We start from the raw sequence: 17,585 nt of genomic DNA, 5'->3' as shown, positions 1-17,585 counted from the left end.
TTTACCACGGCTTATCGATCTTTGAGGAAAAAGTTGCTTCCGATCTCCGAAGCCTTCCCAGAATGCGAGCCTGGGAGTCTCCTTCCTCAATCTCCGAGAGCTGATCGATGCGGAGGGGATCCTTCTCCCCAGAGATAGAGGAACGGCTGGATTGACCACCGGCTTGTTCTTGCGGGGCAACGCCGGACGGGACTGGCGGCGAATTTTGCTGGAAAGAAAAAGAACCGTTTCCCTCGTTCGAATCGGAGCGCGACTCGCTTTCCCCCTGGCAGGACTCGCCTGCCCTCTCCCTTCCCGTAGACGAGGAGGAGGACGACGACCCCCCTTTTTTTCTGCCAGGCGAAAAGGATGGTTCTCCAAGGTTTTCCCTTTTGTCGAGCTCGCGCAAGAGTTCGTTCAACCTGTCTCGAAGTTCCTTCCAAGGGGCGAGTTTGGGTGAACTGCGTTCCCCTCGATCTACGGCCTCTAAAGCATCAAGAACAATTCCGCGGGGAACCCGGTGGCCAAGGCCCAGTTCTCTCTGAGCGTGGACGAGCGTGTCGGAAGCGAGCCGTTCGTATTCCCTACCCGAAAGCCGGTCCCTTTCGGAAAGCTCCTCAATCGTTTGGAGAAACGCTCCCCACGCCTGCCGGGACAAGGAAAAGCTTGCAAGCCCCAGGATCAAGGCGAGGGAAAGACCCCATTTCCTCAATACCCCTCCGGGCAGTTGAAACGAACCCGGCGGGCTTGCCGGAATTTCTCTCCACAGGGAAAGACAAAGCAACACAAAGGCTATTGCCAAAAACAACGCAAAGTGTTCCTGGCGACGCTCAGATGTTACTCCAGAGGAAAATCCTTCCGGGACTCGGCCACCCTCCAGTTGTTCCAGGAGCGAAGCAAGATCCACCCAGCGATCGCCCGCAAGATAGCCACCCCCGGTAGCTTGAGCCAATTCTTCCAGTGACCGCGGCTCAAGCCGGGAAACGACAACCTTCCCGAAGGAATCATGGAGGAGGCCCTTGCCTGCAGGGATAACGCTTCCCGAGGAAGTCCCAATGCCAATGGACCAGATGCGAACCGGGGCCTTCCGCAGCGGCCCAAGATAGGAAGACCAAGATTGGTCGTGCGCCTCTCCATCACTCAAAAGGAACACTTCGATGGGTTCTCCCTTCGAACGCTCGGCCACGCGCAAAACGGTCTCGAGCATCGGTCGAAAACGCGTCCCAGGGACCGGAAGATACGAGGGGTCGAGCTCGGCTAGCGTTTGCCGCAAAACCTCATAGTCACGCGTAAAGGGAACCTCTTCAAAGGCCGTTCCGGAAAAAATCACAAGTCCGACTTCCTCCCCTTTGAGCCGGGCCAGCATGCCTTCGACGAGCACCTTGGCGCGCCCCAGCCGGCTGGGGTGGACATCCGTGCACAGCATGCTTTGGGAAAGGTCCAGTACCAAAAGCACCTTTCGGGAGGATCCGGGAGGAAGAGAAAAAGCCACTTTTCCCCACTGGGGGCGAGCTAGCGCCAAAAGAAGAAAAAAAACGCCCAACCAAAGGAAAAGAGGGACTTGAGTTTTGTTCCGTATCCCGATTACCCGGTTTTGCCTGGGAAAAATCTCCACACGGCACAAGGGTTGTTGAGCAAAAGGGGAGAACGTTTTTCTTTGCAAAAAAAACCAAAGGCAAAACCCGGTCCAGGCCAGTAGGAGCCAAAGAAAACTGGGAGACCCAAAACTCATAAACCCTTTACCTCCACGGGGATTTTCGAGCGTCTTAGGATAGCCAAGCGGCTTAGCCACGCCCTGGGCAAGCTTGGCCGCGAAACCCTCCAGGTGACGAGAACCCACGCTGCGATCCAGCAGAGGCAAGCGGCTAGGGCAAACACACCAAACCGCTCTTCCTTTACCCGAGGCTGGGTCTCTTGGAGGATTGAAGGCCGGTGGGCGTCAATGGCCCGGAAGGCGGCTTCTACGGTAAAACTATCTGGGGCTCGGAAAAATTCGCCTCCCGTCTCTTCGGCAATGGCTTTTAGCAGGGGCTCGTCTAATTCCGCTAGCGAGCTTGCATTTCCCTTTCCTGCTCCCACCGTGTACACGGGTACGCCGTGCTTGCGGCACAGCTGCGCTGCCGCCAGAGGATTGAGTCGCCCACAGTTATTGGCCCCGTCAGTCAAAACCACAATGAATCGGCTCGAATGGAACGACGAAGAATGCGGGTGCAAGACACCCAGCCGTATTAAGGCAAGCCCCAGGGCATCGCCAATGGCGGTTCCATCCTCGGCCAACCCCGCTCGAACCCGTGCCAGCTGGGATCGGAGCCATGCATGGTCAAACGTAAGAGGGGCCAAGGTATAGGGATGACCCGCAAAAACAATAAGACCCATGCGATCGTTTTGTCGCCGCTTAAGAAAAGCTTCCACCACGGGACGAACCGCATCGAGCCGGCTCAATGGTCTACCGTCTCGCACATAATCCTCTGATTGCATGCTCCCGGAAATGTCCAATACGAGCATGATGTCATATCCCATCTTTCGGACGTTTTCACCTGCTTTGGGTCCTTGGGGCCGACACAAGGCCAGGATGAGAAAGACAAGCCCCAGGTAGGATAAAAGCGTGGGCCAGGCCGCTCGGCATCCACGACGCCGGAGCCACTGTCCTGCGTGCGGAATGACCCAAGCCGCGCGGGGTTGAGCCCTCCTTGCCCAGGCAAGCACAGGCAAAACTAGGAGCGCCAAAAGCCACAAGGGTTTTTGCCAGGACGTAATCTCCATGGGGTTATCCTCGCCGCAGTAGGCGCATCCGGTGTCGAAAAAAGGCCACGAGGGCACGAAGAGGGCTATCGCTTGTTCGTGCCGTCCACCGGTTGGCAGGATGAGGGAAAAAAGACTCCCACGCTTCCTCTCGTTTTTCCCACCACTGCTGGAAGCCGTGCCAATCCTCTCGGAACGAACCTGGGGCTCGTTCCAGAAGCTGGCCTGTCACTGGATCGAAGATCTCCGCGGGCGCCAACAAGGGCAGATCTTCTTCCCGGGGATCCAACGCGCGAAACCCAATCGGTTGGAATCTTCGGCGGATTTCTTCCCAGTAGCGAGGCTTGGATCTTGGAGGGAAATCGCCCAACCAGAAGAGAATCGAATGTCGCGGAAGGGCGCGAAGGAGAAAATCCCATGGAATTTCGATTGGGGTTTTCTCCCAGATGGGAGGAGCCGAGGCACGCAAAAGATAGGTAAGACAACCAGCCTTAATCCCCCAGCTCCGGGCGGGGGGATAGAACCGGCTCTCCTTACCGTTGGTGTACCAAAGACCCAACCGGTCACGGTTCATACGAGCTAAGATGCCTACCAGAACCGCGCACTCCAAAAGAAACTCTCGTTTGGTAGGTCCCCCTAGGGTAAAGGAGAGGGAAGGACTATCCTCAAAGACGAGCACCAGCGATAACTCCCGCTCTTCCACAAATTTTTTTCGGTAAAGCTCGCCCATCCGCGCGCTCACATTCCAGTCAATGTCTCGCACGTCGTCGCCAAATTCGTATTTCACGACCGAATCAAATTCTCTTCCCTTGCCTCGGAGAGCGCTGCGGTATTGCCCACTTACGATCCAACCGGAACTCCTGCGAATGCGCCATTCCAACCGGCGCAAAAGCAAACCGGCTTGTGCACTTGACTCCTTGGGGGACTGCGATGCATCCGAGCGACTTCTTGGACCCATCGTTTGACAAAGACTCCCTTGCTTACGTTGGGGTGGGGAAACGGTTACTACTCCTCGGGAACGGGGACTGTCTGGAGAAGCGCACAAAGAATATCATCGGGCGTTTTTTCTTCTGCAATGGCCTCATACGAAAGCCCGATTCGATGGCGGAGTGCATCCAAGAAAAGTTCCTGCACAAGATCCGGCGTTACGTAGGTGCGACCGCGCAGAAACGCTAGCGCTCGGGAGGCCTGGTAAAGGGCAAGACTCGCCCGGGGGGAAGCCCCGTAGGCTAGGGGTTTTCCCCGGTGATCTCCCGTTCCCTTGGCAAGATTCCGGGTAGCACGAACCAAACTCAAAATGTAGGCTTCGATCGCCGGGGAAACGTACGTTTTGTCGACAGCTCGACGCAACTGCAGGATCTCATCCCGGCTGGATACGCATTGGGGGTTGGGTTCTTCGGTGAGATACCCCCACAGTTGTAGCATCCGGCGTTCTTCCTCGTGTGAGGGGTAGTCGATGAGGAGCTTGAAAAGGAACCGGTCTGCTTGGGCTTCCGGCAGAGGGTACGTTCCCTCCTGCTCGATCGGGTTCTGGGTCGCCAGGACCAGAAAGGGGGAGGGGAGCTGGTGGGAATGCCCTCCCAGGGTGACCTGGCACTCTTGCATGGCTTCTAGGAGAGCGCTTTGGACTTTCGCAGGGGCCCGGTTAATTTCATCGGCCAAAATCACATGGGCAAAGATCGGTCCTAAATGAGGGACAAACTGTCCGGTTGCCGGCTGGTACACAAGGGTTCCCACAAGATCGCTCGGCAAAAGGTCCGGCGTAAATTGGACCCGTTCAAAGTCCAGTCCTGTTACCCGGGCTACCGTTTTGACAAGGAGCGTTTTTGCTAGACCCGGCATTCCTTCCAAAAGGACATGACCCCCCGTCAGAAGGGCTACGAGGATCCGTTCAATGATTCGTTCTTGGCCCAGCACTGCCTTTTGAATTTCTCGTCTCACGCGCTCGGACCAATTCTGGCCGTCTGTACCGGAGGAAGGAGGGGATTCCATGGAGGGGTGGATCGTAACGCCCATGAGATTCGGATTGTGGCCTCTAATGAGATACTATGGGTAAAGCCCCTTTTCTACAAGGATCTCCCTTGAGCGTCCCATGCCGAAGGGTTTGGAGGAGAAAAGGAGCTTTTTTGGGTCTGCCTGGCGAGGCCTCGCTCGAAAAGGGGGGCTTGGCGAGATTAGTTTTTTTTATCAAGTCAAGGCAGGATTTCACGTGACAAGAGCCGTCTCTCGAACCTAATTAGCCTAAAATGGGGCGGCTGGCGTTTCACCGGTATGCGATCGGAGTCCTGGGCTCGGTCATTGTTCTCATCGGCGTTGGGGGGCTTGTCACCAGTACCGAGTCAGGACTGGCCGTACCAGACTGGCCCTCGACCTTCGGTTATAATCTTTTCCTTTTCCCTTTTTCCCGATGGGTCGGCGGAGTTTTTTACGAACACCTGCACCGGTTGACGGCGGCTGCGGTGGGGATCCTCACCTTTGTTTTAGCTGTTTGGGCTTGGTGGGTCGAACCCAGAAGATGGGTTCGTTGGCTAGCGTCTGGGGCGGCTCTCTTGGTCGTCCTCCAGGGGGTGATTGGGGGCTTGCGGGTGATCTGGCTCAAACAGGATCTGGGACTAGTTCATGCGGTCCTGGCTCAGGGATTTCTTTTGGTGATTGGTCTCGTCGTCTTGGCAACCTCTCCCTTTTGGTGGGAGGGGACTGAGTTAAAAACCCATGCGAAAGCTCCCGCTTGGCTTCCCTGGGCTCTGGGAGGAACAGTTGTTATTGTTTATAGCCAAATTCTTCTAGGGGCGGCCATGCGGCATGCTCATCTTGGGCTTTCCATTCTCGACTTTCCCACCGTCTATGGCAAATGGTGGCCGGTCTTTACTCCGGATGAGCTAGCGAATTGGAATCGCTGGAGAATGGAACATGGGTGGCCTCCTACCACGCTCGGTCAAATTTACCTCCAATGGATCCACCGCGGAATAGGGTTGGCTCTTGGGCTAGGGGCACTTTTTTATTGGGTTTGGGGAAAGAAAGAAACGTCTCTCCCGTGGTTTGCCGGGTGGTCGAGACTCTGGGGGAGCCTGGTCGTGGGTGAAATGGGTCTTGGGATCGCCACCATCCTAACATGGCGGCACCCGTGGATCGCCACCGCCCACGTGGTCCTTGGGTCCGTGATTCTTCTTCTGGCAGGATGGGCGTGGGTGCTGGTTTTGAAAACGAGGAGTCAGGAGGTTGGGAGGCCAAACGAGAAGAGCCCGGAGCTACTGGTTCCACGATAGGGTGTCCGGTAGGGGCCTGGGCTCAAAGGTAACGCAGGGATGAAAAGACTTTTTACGAAGGACATGGGAGGTTCCCGGCTGGGAGAGCTTTTGGTGGGCGCTCGGGAGTGGTGCCGGGATGTGGCAGAATTGGCCAAGGCCCGGTTAATGGCGATGGTCCTTGTGACCACACTTGTGGGGTTTTACGTCGGTAGTTCCCGGCCTTCGGAAGGAGGCAAAGCCTGGCACCTTTTAGTAGGAACGGCCCTGGTTGCGGCTGCTGCTGCGGGATTGAACCAGCTTCTTGAGCGAGACGTCGACCGACGGATGTCGCGGACGTGTGACCGGCCAATTGCCGCGGGTCGGTTTGCCCCTCGACAAGCCTGCTTGATTGCTGTCTTTGAGGGATTGGCCGGCCTTTTCTATCTTGCGAAAACCGTGGGAATGGGACCCAGCTGGGTGGCTGCGCTCACTCTTTTTCTTTACGTCGTTCTTTACACACCCCTCAAACGAAAAAGCCCGTGGCACACGCTCATTGGCGCCGTTTCGGGAGCTTTACCGCCGCTCATCGGCTATGTGGCAGGGGATCAAAGGGATTGGGCTATGGGGTGGGTTCTTTTCGGTATCCTTTTTTTATGGCAATTACCCCATTTTTGGGCCATTGCCTGGTTGTACCGGCAGGAGTACGGGGAAGCTGGCATTCGAACCTTCTTTGACTCGGACCGGTCCGGGGTGTCGTGCGGGTGGGCATGCTTGGTGTTTTCGGTGCTCCTGTGGGCCGTCTCCCTTGTTCCGTGGTGGATGGGAACAGTAGGGGGCCTCTATGGTCCGGGGGCGGTCGTTCTAGGAGGGTTTTTTGTGGGGCTTGCGTTTCGGTTTTTGCAGGAGCCAAGCCGGACCCATGCCCGTTCCCTCTTTCTAGGTTCGATTGTTTATCTCCCGGCCCTTCTCGCGCTACTGGTAGTTGGTTACCGTGGAGTTTAGGGAAAGGTCTTTGGACGGTGGGAGAGATTTCCAAGCGTAGCGGTTTGTGGGATGTGGGCGTTTTCGGGTGAGCGCTAACCGGACCACAGGCCTTTGGAAGGAGAAAAAGAGCTGCGATCAGGACAAAAATCCTTGGAGTTGGCTCCTGGCTCCGGACCGTTCCGAGAACCATCAAAAACCCCTCTTCTGCCCAAAGAAAATCGTCCAGGACGCCGGCCGAACAGTGCTGCCGACGCTTTCGCGTGCCCGAGTTTGACCGACAAAACCCGGGTAGTGGCCGAGTCTTGCGCTTTCGGGGACAGAGGTGGTGGGGGGAAGCGGTCGATTTTTTCACCAGCCAATCGTGCGGTGCACGTGCCGCTTTAGCTCTTTTCCGAAGCCCGCCATAGAAAAACCGGCTAGGACATGCTTCGTCCGATGGCTTGCGGGTAGGGCGAAGCTCATATGACCGACCCCCATTGCGAGTAGGGAAGACTAGCTCTAGCGCAAATGGGCGTTCGGAAAGACGTAAAAATCTTCTCCGACCCAGGGCACGAGGCCGGGCCCTGGTTAAGAACTTGGTGCATCACGGCGCGCCAGGAATTGACCACGCCCACCACAGAGGTGTACCCGGGGTCCACCTTCGATCACACGACTCCGGTGGGAAAAGCCCACTTGAGCAACCGCGATCGCCTTGCCGCTAGGCGAAGGAAGAAAAGCAGGTAACCGCTAACGGGATCCACTAACTCAAGCTCAAGCTTCTTCTTGCGAAGATCCCAGCGTCTGATCCCAAGCGCCTTGCCCGATTCGGAAAAGGGCCGGGCAATCTCCTTGCAGCCCCCAAACTAAGGATCGCTTTGGCTTGCTCCCTCCTCTTGCCAGAGAAATTTCATCGGGTCTGTCGGAATTCGACGAGATTAGCAAACGGTCCCTTTCGGCCAAGGCGAAGCGATGTTCGTTCATGTCGCTCCCCACGCATCGGGCAGGGTGGCGTGTCACCAGGGAAACGGCTTGCGCCGCGACCGCTCGCAAACGCCCGCTACACCTTCCCGTCCCGCACAAAGCGCTACCTTTACTGCGGATTTCTCCCGCTCTCGGACGAGTTTGCCGCTCTTGGTTCTTCGGGTGAGCGTGCGGCTCGCAGAAAGGGCCTGGAGGATCGCTTCCCGGTTCTAGGCGCAAGCGCGTGCCTAAAAAAGGAACTCGTGGCTGGGGTTGACCAATCCGTCCGGCAGCCGCAACCGCGCGCTGATAGGCTCCCGTCTGGGGATAGCGCTGGCCGGGCAGGACGAGTGGCCCGCCGTTTTGTCCTTCGAGCCGAGTAGATCGAAGTGGCTTGGTGGCCGCGCTCCGGCTGCCAGTCCGCTTCCGTCCCGCATGGTTGGCGTATCCGTTTTCTTCCACACAAAAATGTTTACGAAAAGAAGCGGCGGAAACGGAAAGAGAGAGACGCACCCGCTCGGAAAGTCCTCTTTAGCCAAAAACCCGTTGAGTTTCCTCGGGACGATACCTAGCGGCCGCTTTTTTTCCTGCAAAACCTGCGGTTTCCCCTTCCTTTGCTTGCGCTCTTCGACCACCTTCACCTTTCCCACTCTCTGGATCCCATTCCTTAGCTTCCTCGATAGGTTCGGGCCCACCTCCGCCTTTCGCCGATGGAAGCCCATCTTTGTTTGGAGTGAGGACGCGAAAGGCTAGGGAACTTTTGGGCGGCAGAGGCAAACGGCGGCAGGAAGGACCGATTGTTCTGGTTTGATCGAAGCACAAGCCTGCATCTGGCACGGAAAACTCCGCTTCCCCGTCCGTAGGGCGGTCGCATAGGGGCTAAAGAACGAACCCTCTTGGATCGTCATGCGCAGCCACACCTGGTAAGTGGAAAGAGGGAGCTTCCTCATGCGATCGCTGCGACCGCCTTTTTTGGGCACGGTTCTTGCGCGGATTTTTTCTGGTAAAGCCTGAGACATAGAAAAAACGATCTTTTCGTGCAGGTCGCGCACGATGTCGCCCCTCATCTCAAATTGGGATGCACCACGAGGATCGATTGATTCTCCGTGGCCAATGCTGCTTCCTGGTACTCAAGACTGAAGCGCATCAGCCGGTTGCGTGTCCTCGGACGAAAAGGCCGTCTCATCTTCGGATGAGGGACCTCGCTAACAACCTCTCTACGATGGCCGTTTCTGTCCCGGAGCCGACGTTGTTGACGGCCTTGCTTTGAGGATCCGCAAGGGTTTGGTGGAGTGGAAAACCCCCGAGAAGCTAAGGCAATTGGCTGTCCCAAATCCGCTGGTTCATCGGCGCATGGACGATCAGCCGTTGCGGTAGGCGCCTATTCTGTGGGAAGAGGTAGACCGTCCCTTCCTCCACATCGGGTGACCGGTCTTGTAGCCAACACCGTGCCGCTTGGTCCACCTAGGGAACTTGATGCGAAGATGCTGCCATGGAGAGAAACTCATGTGTCGCTCTACTCTTTCGCTATTGGCACAACCCTGGATTGGGGAAGAGAGAAAAAAACGTGCTTACTGGCAGGAGTTTGGTTTGCGGCGGGAGACGCGTTCCCAAAACTCACATCCCAAAGAATCGTCATTGCGTTTGCTTGAGCGAGGGCCTTGCCGGAGAAAACGTATGGGGGAAAAGCGCTAGTTCTTGAAACTCCTCCCCGAGGGGAGCTCCCAGGCAAAGGCTTGCCCCGAACCTTCCAAGAGCAGGAGAAGTTTCAATTCCGTATCCTCCAAGGGCTGCGTGCCAGAAAAACCCTGGCACTTTTGGATCCATGCCGATTACCGGAAGGCCGTCCGCGACAAAGGATCGAAGGCCGGCCCACAAGTCTCTATACCGGCTTGAGGGGAGAGCGACCGCCGCTTGGAGCCGCTGGAGGCCAACTTCGGCATCTTCCGGGCGAGCTTGCGGATCACCCGGTTCTGCTGGCTCTGCGTCCGCAGGGGAAACCAAAAGCCCACCGTGTGCGGGCTTGCAGTAAAACCTTTCCCTGGCATCGAAAATGGCTGGCCAGCGGGCAACTTCCGGTTCTTCCAAGAACAATCGACAAACGGTCCGTCGTAGGGGGCGGATTCCCAAGGGAGAAACTCCCGCCTGAATCGCGAGTTCATCTGCCCAAGCCCCCGCTGCGTTGCAGAGGATAGGAGCCTGGTACACGCCCTCCGGGGTTTCTACCGTCCACTGGTTATCCTGGATCCCGATGGAGGTAAGAGTGACTCCGTACCGGAGGGCACCGCCGCAAGCACCGATCCGTTGGACCATTCCTCCAACGAGCTTTGATAAAGAGATATCGCACGCATCCGGTTCGTACAAAAAGGTGTTTCCATAGTCCGGTCGTAACAAGGGAACGAGTCTTTTGGCCTCCTCTGCGTTCAGCCATTGGATAGGGCCGCATTGGGGAAGTAGGGACTGTGCGAGCTTTTCTAACCAAAATTCCTCCCCGTGCTGAGCCACAAAGAGAGCCCCCCGTGGGGTAAGCAAGGGTCCGGAGCCAAATTCATGAGGTGGGGAAAGGAAAAAGGAGCGGCTGAGCACCGCCAGCGCCTGAACTTCTTTTGGCCCGTGGCTTGCCCGGTAGAAAAGAGCCGATCGGCCTGTGGCGTGGCGGCCAATACGGGATTCCCGTTCGAGCACAAGTACGCGTTTGTTTTCGCGGCTAAGAAAATACGCTAGGGAAATTCCCGCGATCCCGCCTCCGATAACGATCACATCCCAGCGCTGCCTTGGGTTTTTGCTTCCCATGGGGTGCGATCACTCCTTGACCTTAAGCTCCGGGTTGGCCAGCTTTTCCAAGCTGGTACTTTCCGGAGCGTTCTCCGGGTAGCGGGCAAGCTTCCTTTTTGGCTAGCCAGAGGGCCAAGACAGTTCCCGCTAGAATCATCGGGAAGGAAAGAAGCTGGCCTTGGGTGAGCACGCCAAAATAGAATCCAATCTGGGGGTCAGGTTCGCGAAAGCATTCAACTGCTACGCGTCCTATTCCATACGCTAATAGGAAGGCTGCCGTCAGCCATCCGGGTCGCAACGGTTTGTGCCGCAGGATCCAGAGAAAACTCCCCAGAAGAAGCCCTTCCACAAGGGCTTCGTAGAGCTGGGAGGGATGCCGCGGAACGGGTCTCCCTTCCACCCAAGGTGCGTTGGGAAAGATGACTGCCCACGGAACCGACGCAGGACGACCCCAAAGCTCTCCGTTGACAAAGTTCGCTATTCGGCCTAGGCCCAGAGCCCATGGGGTAAAGAAAGCGACTGCGTCGGATAAGACAAAAAAAGGAAGGGAAGCCCGCTTGGCAAACGCCCAGAGAACCACCGTGACTCCAAGAATCCCCCCGTGACTGGCCATTCCGCCTCGCCATACTTCAAAAAAAATCCACGGCCTCCGGACGAAGTTCGGAAAATCGTACAAAAGACAGTACCCCAGCCGTCCCCCAAGGACCGCTCCCAAAAAGAAAACGCTATTGGCTAGCGATTCGCATCGCTCCTGGTCCAGCGGGAGCCATCCCCGCCGTCTCTGATAGGAAAGGCTCCAGCGCAAAAGGAGGTATCCCGCCACGTACGCAAGCCCGTAGTAGCGGATCCCCCAATGTCCTGAAAAGCGGACAAGATACGGATCGAGGTTATGGACGTAATAGGCCAACTCCACAGGGGTCTTCCAGGGCTAAAGAAGCTTTTTGGCCATAGCGTACGAGAGGAAAGGCAGACCTGCAAGGTCTAGGGTTGGGCTTTGTTTTTTCTCAAAAAGCGGGGTTTCTAAGGAAAAAGCTTTTCGTTTCCTTGGGAAACCGTGGCGGAAAAGGGTTCTCTTTGGTTCTTGGAGCCAAAGGAAGTTTCTGGCAGGTTAGCAGAAAGACCATCCATGAAGGAAAAGCGCGTTTCCCCGTTAGATCCAGAAGAAGAGAAAGTACGACACTCGGCCGCGCATATTCTTGCGATGGCCATTTTACGGTTTTGGCCGGAGGCCCAGTTTGCTGCGGGTCCGCCCGTGGAAGGAGGGTTTTACTACGATGTCGAACTCCCTCACCGGATTAGCCCGGAGGATTTCCCCAAGCTAGAAGAGGAAATGCGGCGGATCATTGCCGCTCGGCTGCCCTTTGTCCGGCGCGTGGTAAGCCGCAAGGAAGCCTGGGAGCTAGCTGAGCGAGGCCGGTTGGCGGCCCTGGGGGAACGGCCGTATCCGAGCCACTACAAGCTAGACATTCTCAAGTCCATTCCCCCGGAAGAACCCATCAGCCTTTACTGGACCGGGGAATTTGTCGACCTGTGTGCTGGGCCCCATGTGGAACATACCGGCGAAATTGGTGCCGTTCGGCTGACCCATGTGGCCAGCGCCTATTACCGGGGTGATCCCAAAAACCCGCAGCTGCAGCGGGTCTATGGGGTTGCGTTTCGAACGCAACAAGAGCTTGATCAATACTGCCAGAACCTGGAAAAAGCTCGCCAGAGAGACCATCGGAAGCTAGGCAAGGAACTGGATCTTTTTGAGATCGATGAACTGGTAGGCCCTGGGCTAGTTCTTTGGAAGCCCAGGGGTGCGATCATTCGCCAGGAGCTTCAGCAGTTTCTGTCCGAGGAGCTGGAGAAACGAGGCTACCAGCAGGTCGTTACACCTCATGTGGCGCGGCTGGAACTTTACCAGATCTCCGGGCATTTCCCCTACTACAAGGAAAGCCAGTTTCCCCCGATAGTGGATCCGGAGACACTTGCGAAACTGGCAGGGGAAGACGCCAGTTGTGCCCAACTCAGTAACTGGCTGGAAGAAGGAAAGGTGGAGGGGTTTTTAGTAAAACCCATGAATTGCCCGATGCACATCCGCATTTTTGCTTCCCGGCCTCGCTCCTATCGGGAGCTTCCCATGCGGCTAGCAGAGTTTGGGACCGTGTACCGGTGGGAGAAATCGGGGGAACTAACGGGTTTGTCGCGGGTTCGAGGTTTCACGCAGGACGATGCGCATATCTTTTGCATGCCCCAGCAGGTAGAAGGGGAAATCCGGGGGTGTTTGGAGCTGGTTCAGAAGGTTCTTCAAACGCTAGGGATGAGCGATTATCGTGTTCGGCTTGGCCTGCGAAAGGAAGGAGCGGAAAAGTATGTCGGAACCCGGGAAAATTGGGACAAGGCGGAACGGGCGCTCCGAACTGTCGCGCAAGAGTTGGGGATCCCCTACCAAGAGGAGCCGGGCGAAGCTGCCTTTTACGGCCCCAAGATCGACTTTCTGGTACGGGACGCGATGGGCCGCCAGTGGCAGCTGGGAACCGTTCAGGTGGATTACAACTTACCGGAACGGTTTGAGCTTGTCTATACCGGTCCGGATAACGCGCCTCACCGTCCGGTCATGATCCACCGGGCGCCCTTTGGGTCGTTGGAGCGGCTGGTTGCCATGCTCTTGGAACATTTTGGAGGGGCTCTTCCCTTGTGGCTAGCTCCCGAACAGGTGCGGATCGTTCCTGTTACGGACCAGGAGCTTGCCTATGCCCGGGAGCGTTGCCAGGAGCTTCTCGACTATCGCATTCGGGCAACGGTAGAAGAGGGGAGGGAAACCTTGCGCGCAAAGATTCGACTTGCGATTGTCCAGAAGGTCCCCTATGTGTGTATCGTTGGTAAAAACGAGTGTGCGCGGTGTCAGGTTTCTGTCCGAGGCTACCGATCGGGGGATCTGGGAGTGATGGACTGGCCGGTTTTTGTCAAGCGCTTGCTTGCTGAGCGTGCTTCTCGTTCCTGTTCTTTAGCCTGATTCTTGTTTCCTGTGGCTGCCTTTTTCCCATCCCACCGGCCGCGTTCTCCCGTGCTCCGGGCTAATCATCAGATTCGTGCGAAGGAGGTTTTCGTCATTGACTCAAGCGGGAAACCCATGGGGGTCATGAAACTTCCCGATGCCCTGGCGGCTGCGCGCAAGCAAGGACTGGATCTTGTGGAAGTGGCCCCGAACGCCAATCCTCCGGTATGCCGCATTTTGGATTACGGCCGGTATCGCTATGAGAAGGAAAAGCGCGAGCGGGACTCTAAAAAGAAGGTCGCGGCTTCGAAGCTCAAGGAGCTCCAGCTCCATCTTAATATCCATCCCCATGACTACCAGATTAAGCTGCGCCAGGCAGAGTCGTTTCTCTGCAAAGGCATGAAAGTAAAGCTCAATATGTTATTGCGTGGTCGGGAAAACCTGCATCAAGATCTGGCTCTTTCCTTCATGCAAAAGGTTCGTCAGGATTTGGCCCATGTGGGAACGGCTGACGACGATCCTCGCGCTAGTGGTCGTTCCATCTGGTTGACGTTGAACCCGTTGCCCGAACAAAAAAGGGTGCGAAAATACACCTTGGAGGAGTCGGGAGCCAACGAAGCCGGGTCCTCACCGGGCTCTTAGGGAAAAGGAACGTACGTCGCAAGCGACAGGGAGAAGCACTTATGCCGAAACCCATTGCCAGGAGTAAGACGAAAAAGGCCGTTGCCAAGCGTTTTAAAGTGAGTAAGCGAGGTTATGTGCTTGCCTCTCGAGCTGGGAGGAGGCATCTGGCGGCTTCCAAGAATCGGAAACGCAAGCGGCGGCTCAAGCGCTGGGGGAGGATCGATTCTGTGGAGGAGCCAAGGGTTCTCCGGTGTCTTCCTTTTGGTCGTTCCTAAAGGTTGCAGGGGTTTTGGCGCAAGGATTGACGTGTCGTAGCCTTTAGGGCACAATCGCAGGGAAAGAGGGAGTTATGGCTCGAGTGACCAATGCACCGGCCTCGCGAAAACGGCGGAAGCGGATTCTTGTTGCGGCCAAGGGTTTTCGGGGTCGTCGTAGTAAACTCTATCGCTACGCCAAGGACGCTCTTTTTAAGGCTCGTTATTGGGCGTATCGGGATCGAAAAACGCGGAAACGAGTCTTCCGGGCGCTGTGGATTGCCCGGATCAATGCGGCAGCCCGCGCGCAGGGGCTTACGTATAGTCGGCTGATGGAACGGTTACGGAAGTCAGGTGTGGAAATCGATCGGAAGAATCTTGCTTTTCTTGCGTATCAGGAGCCGCAGGTTTTCGCCCAGCTCGTAGAGGCAGTACGGTAGTTTTTGAGCCAACGCAAACCCGTGGCAACAGGGGGCATGAAGAAGCGCATCATCCTCCTCGGATCCACGGGTTCCATTGGCGAAAATGCACTCCGGGTGGCCCGGTCGCTTCCGGACCGGGTGGAGATCGTGGGACTGGCTGCCGGCTCGAACCACGAGTTACTCTGGCGGCAGTACCAGGAGTTTCGTCCCCAGGCCGTGGCTCTTTACGATTTGCAAGCTGCCCACGCGCTGGCCAAACTGCTTCCAAGGGAAGTACCTTGCCTGGCTGGTCCGGAGGGGCTCTGCCATTTGGTGGAAACTCTGGAGGCAGACCTTGTGCTGGTGGCCATTGTGGGTACCGCTGGGCTCCGGCCGACGCTTGCGGCGATTCGAACGGGGAAGGATATCGCGCTGGCAAGCAAAGAGGTTCTGGTTATGGCCGGGGCCATTGTGACGGCTGCGCTCCACAAGTACGGGAGAAGACTTTTACCTGTTGATAGCGAGCATAATGCCATTTTTCAATGCTTGGAGGGCCGGAATCGGGAGGAGCTTCGGCGGATTATTTTGACGGCTTCGGGGGGGCCTTTCCGGTCTACTCCGAAGGAAGCGTTGGCGCACGTGACCCAAACGGAAGCTTTGACGCATCCCACCTGGAAGATGGGTCGCAAGATCACGGTCGACTCCGCGACGCTTTTTAACAAGGGACTTGAGGTGATTGAAGCGCATTGGCTTTTTGGTGTGGGGATCGATCAGATTGAGGTGGTGATCCATCCCCAGAGTATCGTCCATTCGCTGGTGGAGTGGGTGGATGGAAGCGTTTTGGCTCAGCTTTCCGTCTCTGACATGCGGCTGCCGATCCAGTATGCCCTAACCTATCCGGACCGTTTGCCCACCGAGGTGGCCCCCCTTAACTTAGTTCAAGTGGGAAGTTTAACCTTTGAGGCGCCTGACCCAGAGCGCTTTCCAGCTCTGGAGCTGGCCCGGCAGGCGGCCCGCAGTGGGGGTACGTTCCCCTGCGTGCTTAATGCAGCCAATGAGGTTGCCGTCCAGTCCTTCCTTCAAGGCAGCTTATCCTTTGCGGACATTCCCCGGTGTGTCCAGGAGGTCATGGAGCAGCACCGGGCGGTCGCGCATCCTTGCTTGGAAGAGATCCTGGAGGTCGACCGTTGGGCGCGGGCCCAAGCAGAGAAGTGGGTGAAAGAGCGGGCGATATTGGTAAGGGAGCCGAAAAAGTGAGCCGGTGGATCCATTTCCTTGCGATCCTCTCCGAGGTCCTCTTTTTGTTCAACCTGCTCATTATGGTTCATGAGCTGGGTCATTTGGTGGCGGCACGCTGGAGAGGGTTGGTTGTGGAGCGAGTCGGGATCTGGTTTGGCACGCCCATTTGGAAGCGCAAACTCTGGGGAATCGAGTTTAGCCTGGGATGGATTCCGGCGGGAGGTTATGTTGCGTTACCCCAGATGGGGCCTGTGGAGCTCTTGGAAGGGAAGGTAGCCGAGCCAGATTCTTCCTTTCCTTCGGTTAGCCCGCTGGACAAAATCATTGTGGCAGCAGCGGGGCCGGTGGCGAGCTTAATACTGGCCTTGGTGTTTGCTTGCGTGGTTTGGGTGGTGGGTCGACCCGTGAGCGAAAGCGAATTGACCACCGTGATCGGGTATGTAGTCAAGGGAGGCCCTGCTGACCGAGCCGGGGTGCGACCGGGAGACCGGATCCTTGAAGTGGATCATCACCCGGTCCAGCAGTTCCAAGGGATGGATGACAGCGCGATTGCATGGCGAATCGTCCGGAGTGAAGGGACTTCGATCCATCTCAAAATCGAAAGGCAAGGCAAGATTTTGGATCTCCAAGTGGTCCCGGAACGGCTCGACAGAGGGTTTTTTCAAAGGCGAGGCCTCCGTCAGATCTTGATTCTTCCGGCCCAAACCCCTGTGGTGGCTAAGGTGTTCCCCCATAGCCCGGCCGAACGAGCTGGGATCCGACCCAATGATCAAATTCTTGCGGTAGACGGGCAAAAACTTCTCTCTCCTCTGGCCCTAGGGGATTATATCGCGCAGCAGGGAAATCAACCGGTGCGGCTGACGGTCCGGCGAGGGAACACCCAATGGGAGGTGGTGGTCCGGCCGGAACGACCGGTCGGAGAGGATAAACCCAAACTGGGCATTCAGTGGGATCTCAATGGGGTTGTGCGGATCGTCCATCCGGATCCGTGGACCCAATTCCGAACCAGCGTAGCAGCGATGGCCAGCACGATTTCGGCGATTCTTTCCCCCCGCTCGGATATTAAACCGCAACATTTAAGCGGGCCGGTGGGGATTATGCGGTTTTACTACATGCTCTTTGAAAGCGAACAGGGGTGGCGTCTCGCCTTGTGGTTTAGTGTTCTTTTCAATGTGAACCTGGCCCTTTTAAACCTTGTCCCGATTCCCGTACTGGACGGGGGGCATATTCTTTTGGCCGTGATTGAGGGGTTGCGGGGCAGGCCTCTCAAGCAGGAGACGTTGCAAGCTTTACAGACGGCTTGTGCGACGGTTCTTATCGGTTATATGCTCTACGTCACCTTTTTTGACGTGCAGGATCTTCCCTGGAGGAGGTCTCGCGAGGCTCCCCCGATGCGATTTGCTCCCCCCGGGGTGGAAAGTGGAGGCAGTCAGTAGTGAGG

The 17,585-nt window shown here is 56.7% G+C and carries 15 protein-coding genes; 8 read left to right on the top strand and 7 right to left on the bottom strand.

The window, feature by feature from the left end:
* Position 1 precedes the first annotated feature (1 nt).
* From KK925_RS00290 to KK925_RS00275, 4 genes are read right to left on the bottom strand one after another with little or no spacing between them, the layout of a single operon-like run.
* Positions 2-1,711 carry a vWA domain-containing protein gene (locus KK925_RS00290; protein ID WP_174581607.1) on the bottom strand — a complete coding sequence of 570 codons (1,710 nt, stop codon included), beginning with the start codon at positions 1,709-1,711 and terminating at the stop codon, positions 2-4.
* Positions 1,708-2,742 (bottom strand): VWA domain-containing protein, encoded by a 1,035-nt coding sequence (locus KK925_RS00285; protein WP_174581606.1) that lies wholly within the window; start codon positions 2,740-2,742, stop codon positions 1,708-1,710. The genes KK925_RS00290 and KK925_RS00285 overlap by 4 nt, the downstream gene beginning before the upstream one ends.
* 4 nt (positions 2,743-2,746) lie before the next feature.
* Positions 2,747-3,679: a DUF58 domain-containing protein gene (locus tag KK925_RS00280; RefSeq protein ID WP_174581605.1), complete on the bottom strand. Its 933-nt coding sequence runs from the start codon at positions 3,677-3,679 to the stop codon at positions 2,747-2,749.
* 47 nt (positions 3,680-3,726) lie between these two features.
* Positions 3,727-4,737, bottom strand: a complete 1,011-nt coding sequence (locus tag KK925_RS00275) for an AAA family ATPase (protein WP_236027783.1) — start codon at positions 4,735-4,737, stop codon at positions 3,727-3,729.
* 230 nt (positions 4,738-4,967) lie between these two features.
* Here KK925_RS00275 and KK925_RS00270 point away from each other — a divergent pair, with 230 nt between their 5' ends.
* Together KK925_RS00270 and cyoE are read left to right on the top strand one after the other, a co-directional pair.
* Positions 4,968-5,987 carry a COX15/CtaA family protein gene (locus KK925_RS00270; protein WP_174581604.1) on the top strand — a complete coding sequence of 340 codons (1,020 nt, stop codon included), beginning with the start codon at positions 4,968-4,970 and terminating at the stop codon, positions 5,985-5,987.
* A gap of 39 nt (positions 5,988-6,026) precedes the next feature.
* Positions 6,027-6,950, top strand: coding sequence for a heme o synthase (cyoE, locus tag KK925_RS00265; protein ID WP_174581603.1), 924 nt, complete (start codon positions 6,027-6,029; stop codon positions 6,948-6,950).
* Positions 6,951-8,620: 1,670 nt separating this feature from the next.
* Here cyoE and KK925_RS00260 read toward each other — a convergent pair.
* From KK925_RS00260 to lgt, 3 genes are all read right to left on the bottom strand, one after another.
* Positions 8,621-8,890 carry a hypothetical protein gene (locus KK925_RS00260; RefSeq protein ID WP_214096167.1) on the bottom strand — a complete coding sequence of 90 codons (270 nt, stop codon included), beginning with the start codon at positions 8,888-8,890 and terminating at the stop codon, positions 8,621-8,623.
* 616 nt (positions 8,891-9,506) lie between these two features.
* Positions 9,507-10,664 (bottom strand): NAD(P)/FAD-dependent oxidoreductase, encoded by a 1,158-nt coding sequence (locus tag KK925_RS00255; protein ID WP_174581600.1) that lies wholly within the window; start codon positions 10,662-10,664, stop codon positions 9,507-9,509.
* Positions 10,665-10,686: 22 nt separating this feature from the next.
* A complete protein-coding gene (gene lgt / locus KK925_RS00250; RefSeq protein ID WP_236027782.1) occupies positions 10,687-11,559 on the bottom strand; it encodes a prolipoprotein diacylglyceryl transferase in 873 nt (290 codons plus the stop codon).
* A 213-nt stretch (positions 11,560-11,772) separates the two neighbouring features.
* Between lgt and thrS the strand changes: the two genes are divergently transcribed.
* The 6 genes from thrS (at position 11,773) to rseP (ending at position 17,580) form a co-directional block, all read left to right on the top strand.
* Positions 11,773-13,644, top strand: coding sequence for a threonine--tRNA ligase (gene thrS, locus KK925_RS00245; RefSeq protein WP_174581599.1), 1,872 nt, complete (start codon positions 11,773-11,775; stop codon positions 13,642-13,644).
* 51 nt (positions 13,645-13,695) lie between these two features.
* Complete coding sequence (gene infC, locus KK925_RS00240; protein WP_236027781.1) at positions 13,696-14,268, top strand: translation initiation factor IF-3; 573 nt, start codon at positions 13,696-13,698, stop codon at positions 14,266-14,268.
* A 41-nt stretch (positions 14,269-14,309) separates the two neighbouring features.
* Positions 14,310-14,525 carry a 50S ribosomal protein L35 gene (rpmI, locus tag KK925_RS00235; protein ID WP_174581597.1) on the top strand — a complete coding sequence of 72 codons (216 nt, stop codon included), beginning with the start codon at positions 14,310-14,312 and terminating at the stop codon, positions 14,523-14,525.
* A 74-nt stretch (positions 14,526-14,599) separates the two neighbouring features.
* Entirely contained in the window at positions 14,600-14,944 is a 345-nt protein-coding gene (rplT, locus tag KK925_RS00230; RefSeq protein WP_174581596.1) for a 50S ribosomal protein L20, read from the top strand.
* A gap of 36 nt (positions 14,945-14,980) precedes the next feature.
* A complete protein-coding gene (locus KK925_RS00225; RefSeq protein ID WP_174581595.1) occupies positions 14,981-16,162 on the top strand; it encodes a 1-deoxy-D-xylulose-5-phosphate reductoisomerase in 1,182 nt (393 codons plus the stop codon).
* Positions 16,117-17,580 carry an RIP metalloprotease RseP gene (gene rseP, locus KK925_RS00220; protein WP_236027780.1) on the top strand — a complete coding sequence of 488 codons (1,464 nt, stop codon included), beginning with the start codon at positions 16,117-16,119 and terminating at the stop codon, positions 17,578-17,580. Before KK925_RS00225 ends, rseP begins: the two co-directional genes overlap by 46 nt.
* Positions 17,581-17,585 lie beyond the last annotated feature (5 nt).

The organism is Candidatus Methylacidithermus pantelleriae (assembly GCF_905250085.1).
Lineage (GTDB): Bacteria > Verrucomicrobiota > Verrucomicrobiia > Methylacidiphilales > Methylacidiphilaceae > Methylacidithermus > Methylacidithermus pantelleriae.
Note: the sequence above shows the minus strand (reverse complement) of the source record. Positions and strands in the feature narration are given on the sequence as shown.

Coding starts and splice junctions, on each gene's coding strand:
- KK925_RS00290 (WP_174581607.1), bottom strand. CDS start 1,711: ATGAGTTTTGGGTCTCCCAGTTTTCTTTGGCTCCTACTGGCCTGGACC.
- KK925_RS00285 (WP_174581606.1), bottom strand. CDS start 2,742: ATGGAGATTACGTCCTGGCAAAAACCCTTGTGGCTTTTGGCGCTCCTA.
- KK925_RS00280 (WP_174581605.1), bottom strand. CDS start 3,679: ATGGGTCCAAGAAGTCGCTCGGATGCATCGCAGTCCCCCAAGGAGTCA.
- KK925_RS00275 (WP_236027783.1), bottom strand. CDS start 4,737: ATGGGCGTTACGATCCACCCCTCCATGGAATCCCCTCCTTCCTCCGGT.
- KK925_RS00270 (WP_174581604.1), top strand. CDS start 4,968: ATGGGGCGGCTGGCGTTTCACCGGTATGCGATCGGAGTCCTGGGCTCG.
- cyoE (WP_174581603.1), top strand. CDS start 6,027: ATGAAAAGACTTTTTACGAAGGACATGGGAGGTTCCCGGCTGGGAGAG.
- KK925_RS00260 (WP_214096167.1), bottom strand. CDS start 8,890: ATGTCTCAGGCTTTACCAGAAAAAATCCGCGCAAGAACCGTGCCCAAA.
- KK925_RS00255 (WP_174581600.1), bottom strand. CDS start 10,664: ATGGGAAGCAAAAACCCAAGGCAGCGCTGGGATGTGATCGTTATCGGA.
- thrS (WP_174581599.1), top strand. CDS start 11,773: ATGAAGGAAAAGCGCGTTTCCCCGTTAGATCCAGAAGAAGAGAAAGTA.
- rpmI (WP_174581597.1), top strand. CDS start 14,310: ATGCCGAAACCCATTGCCAGGAGTAAGACGAAAAAGGCCGTTGCCAAG.
- rplT (WP_174581596.1), top strand. CDS start 14,600: ATGGCTCGAGTGACCAATGCACCGGCCTCGCGAAAACGGCGGAAGCGG.
- KK925_RS00225 (WP_174581595.1), top strand. CDS start 14,981: ATGAAGAAGCGCATCATCCTCCTCGGATCCACGGGTTCCATTGGCGAA.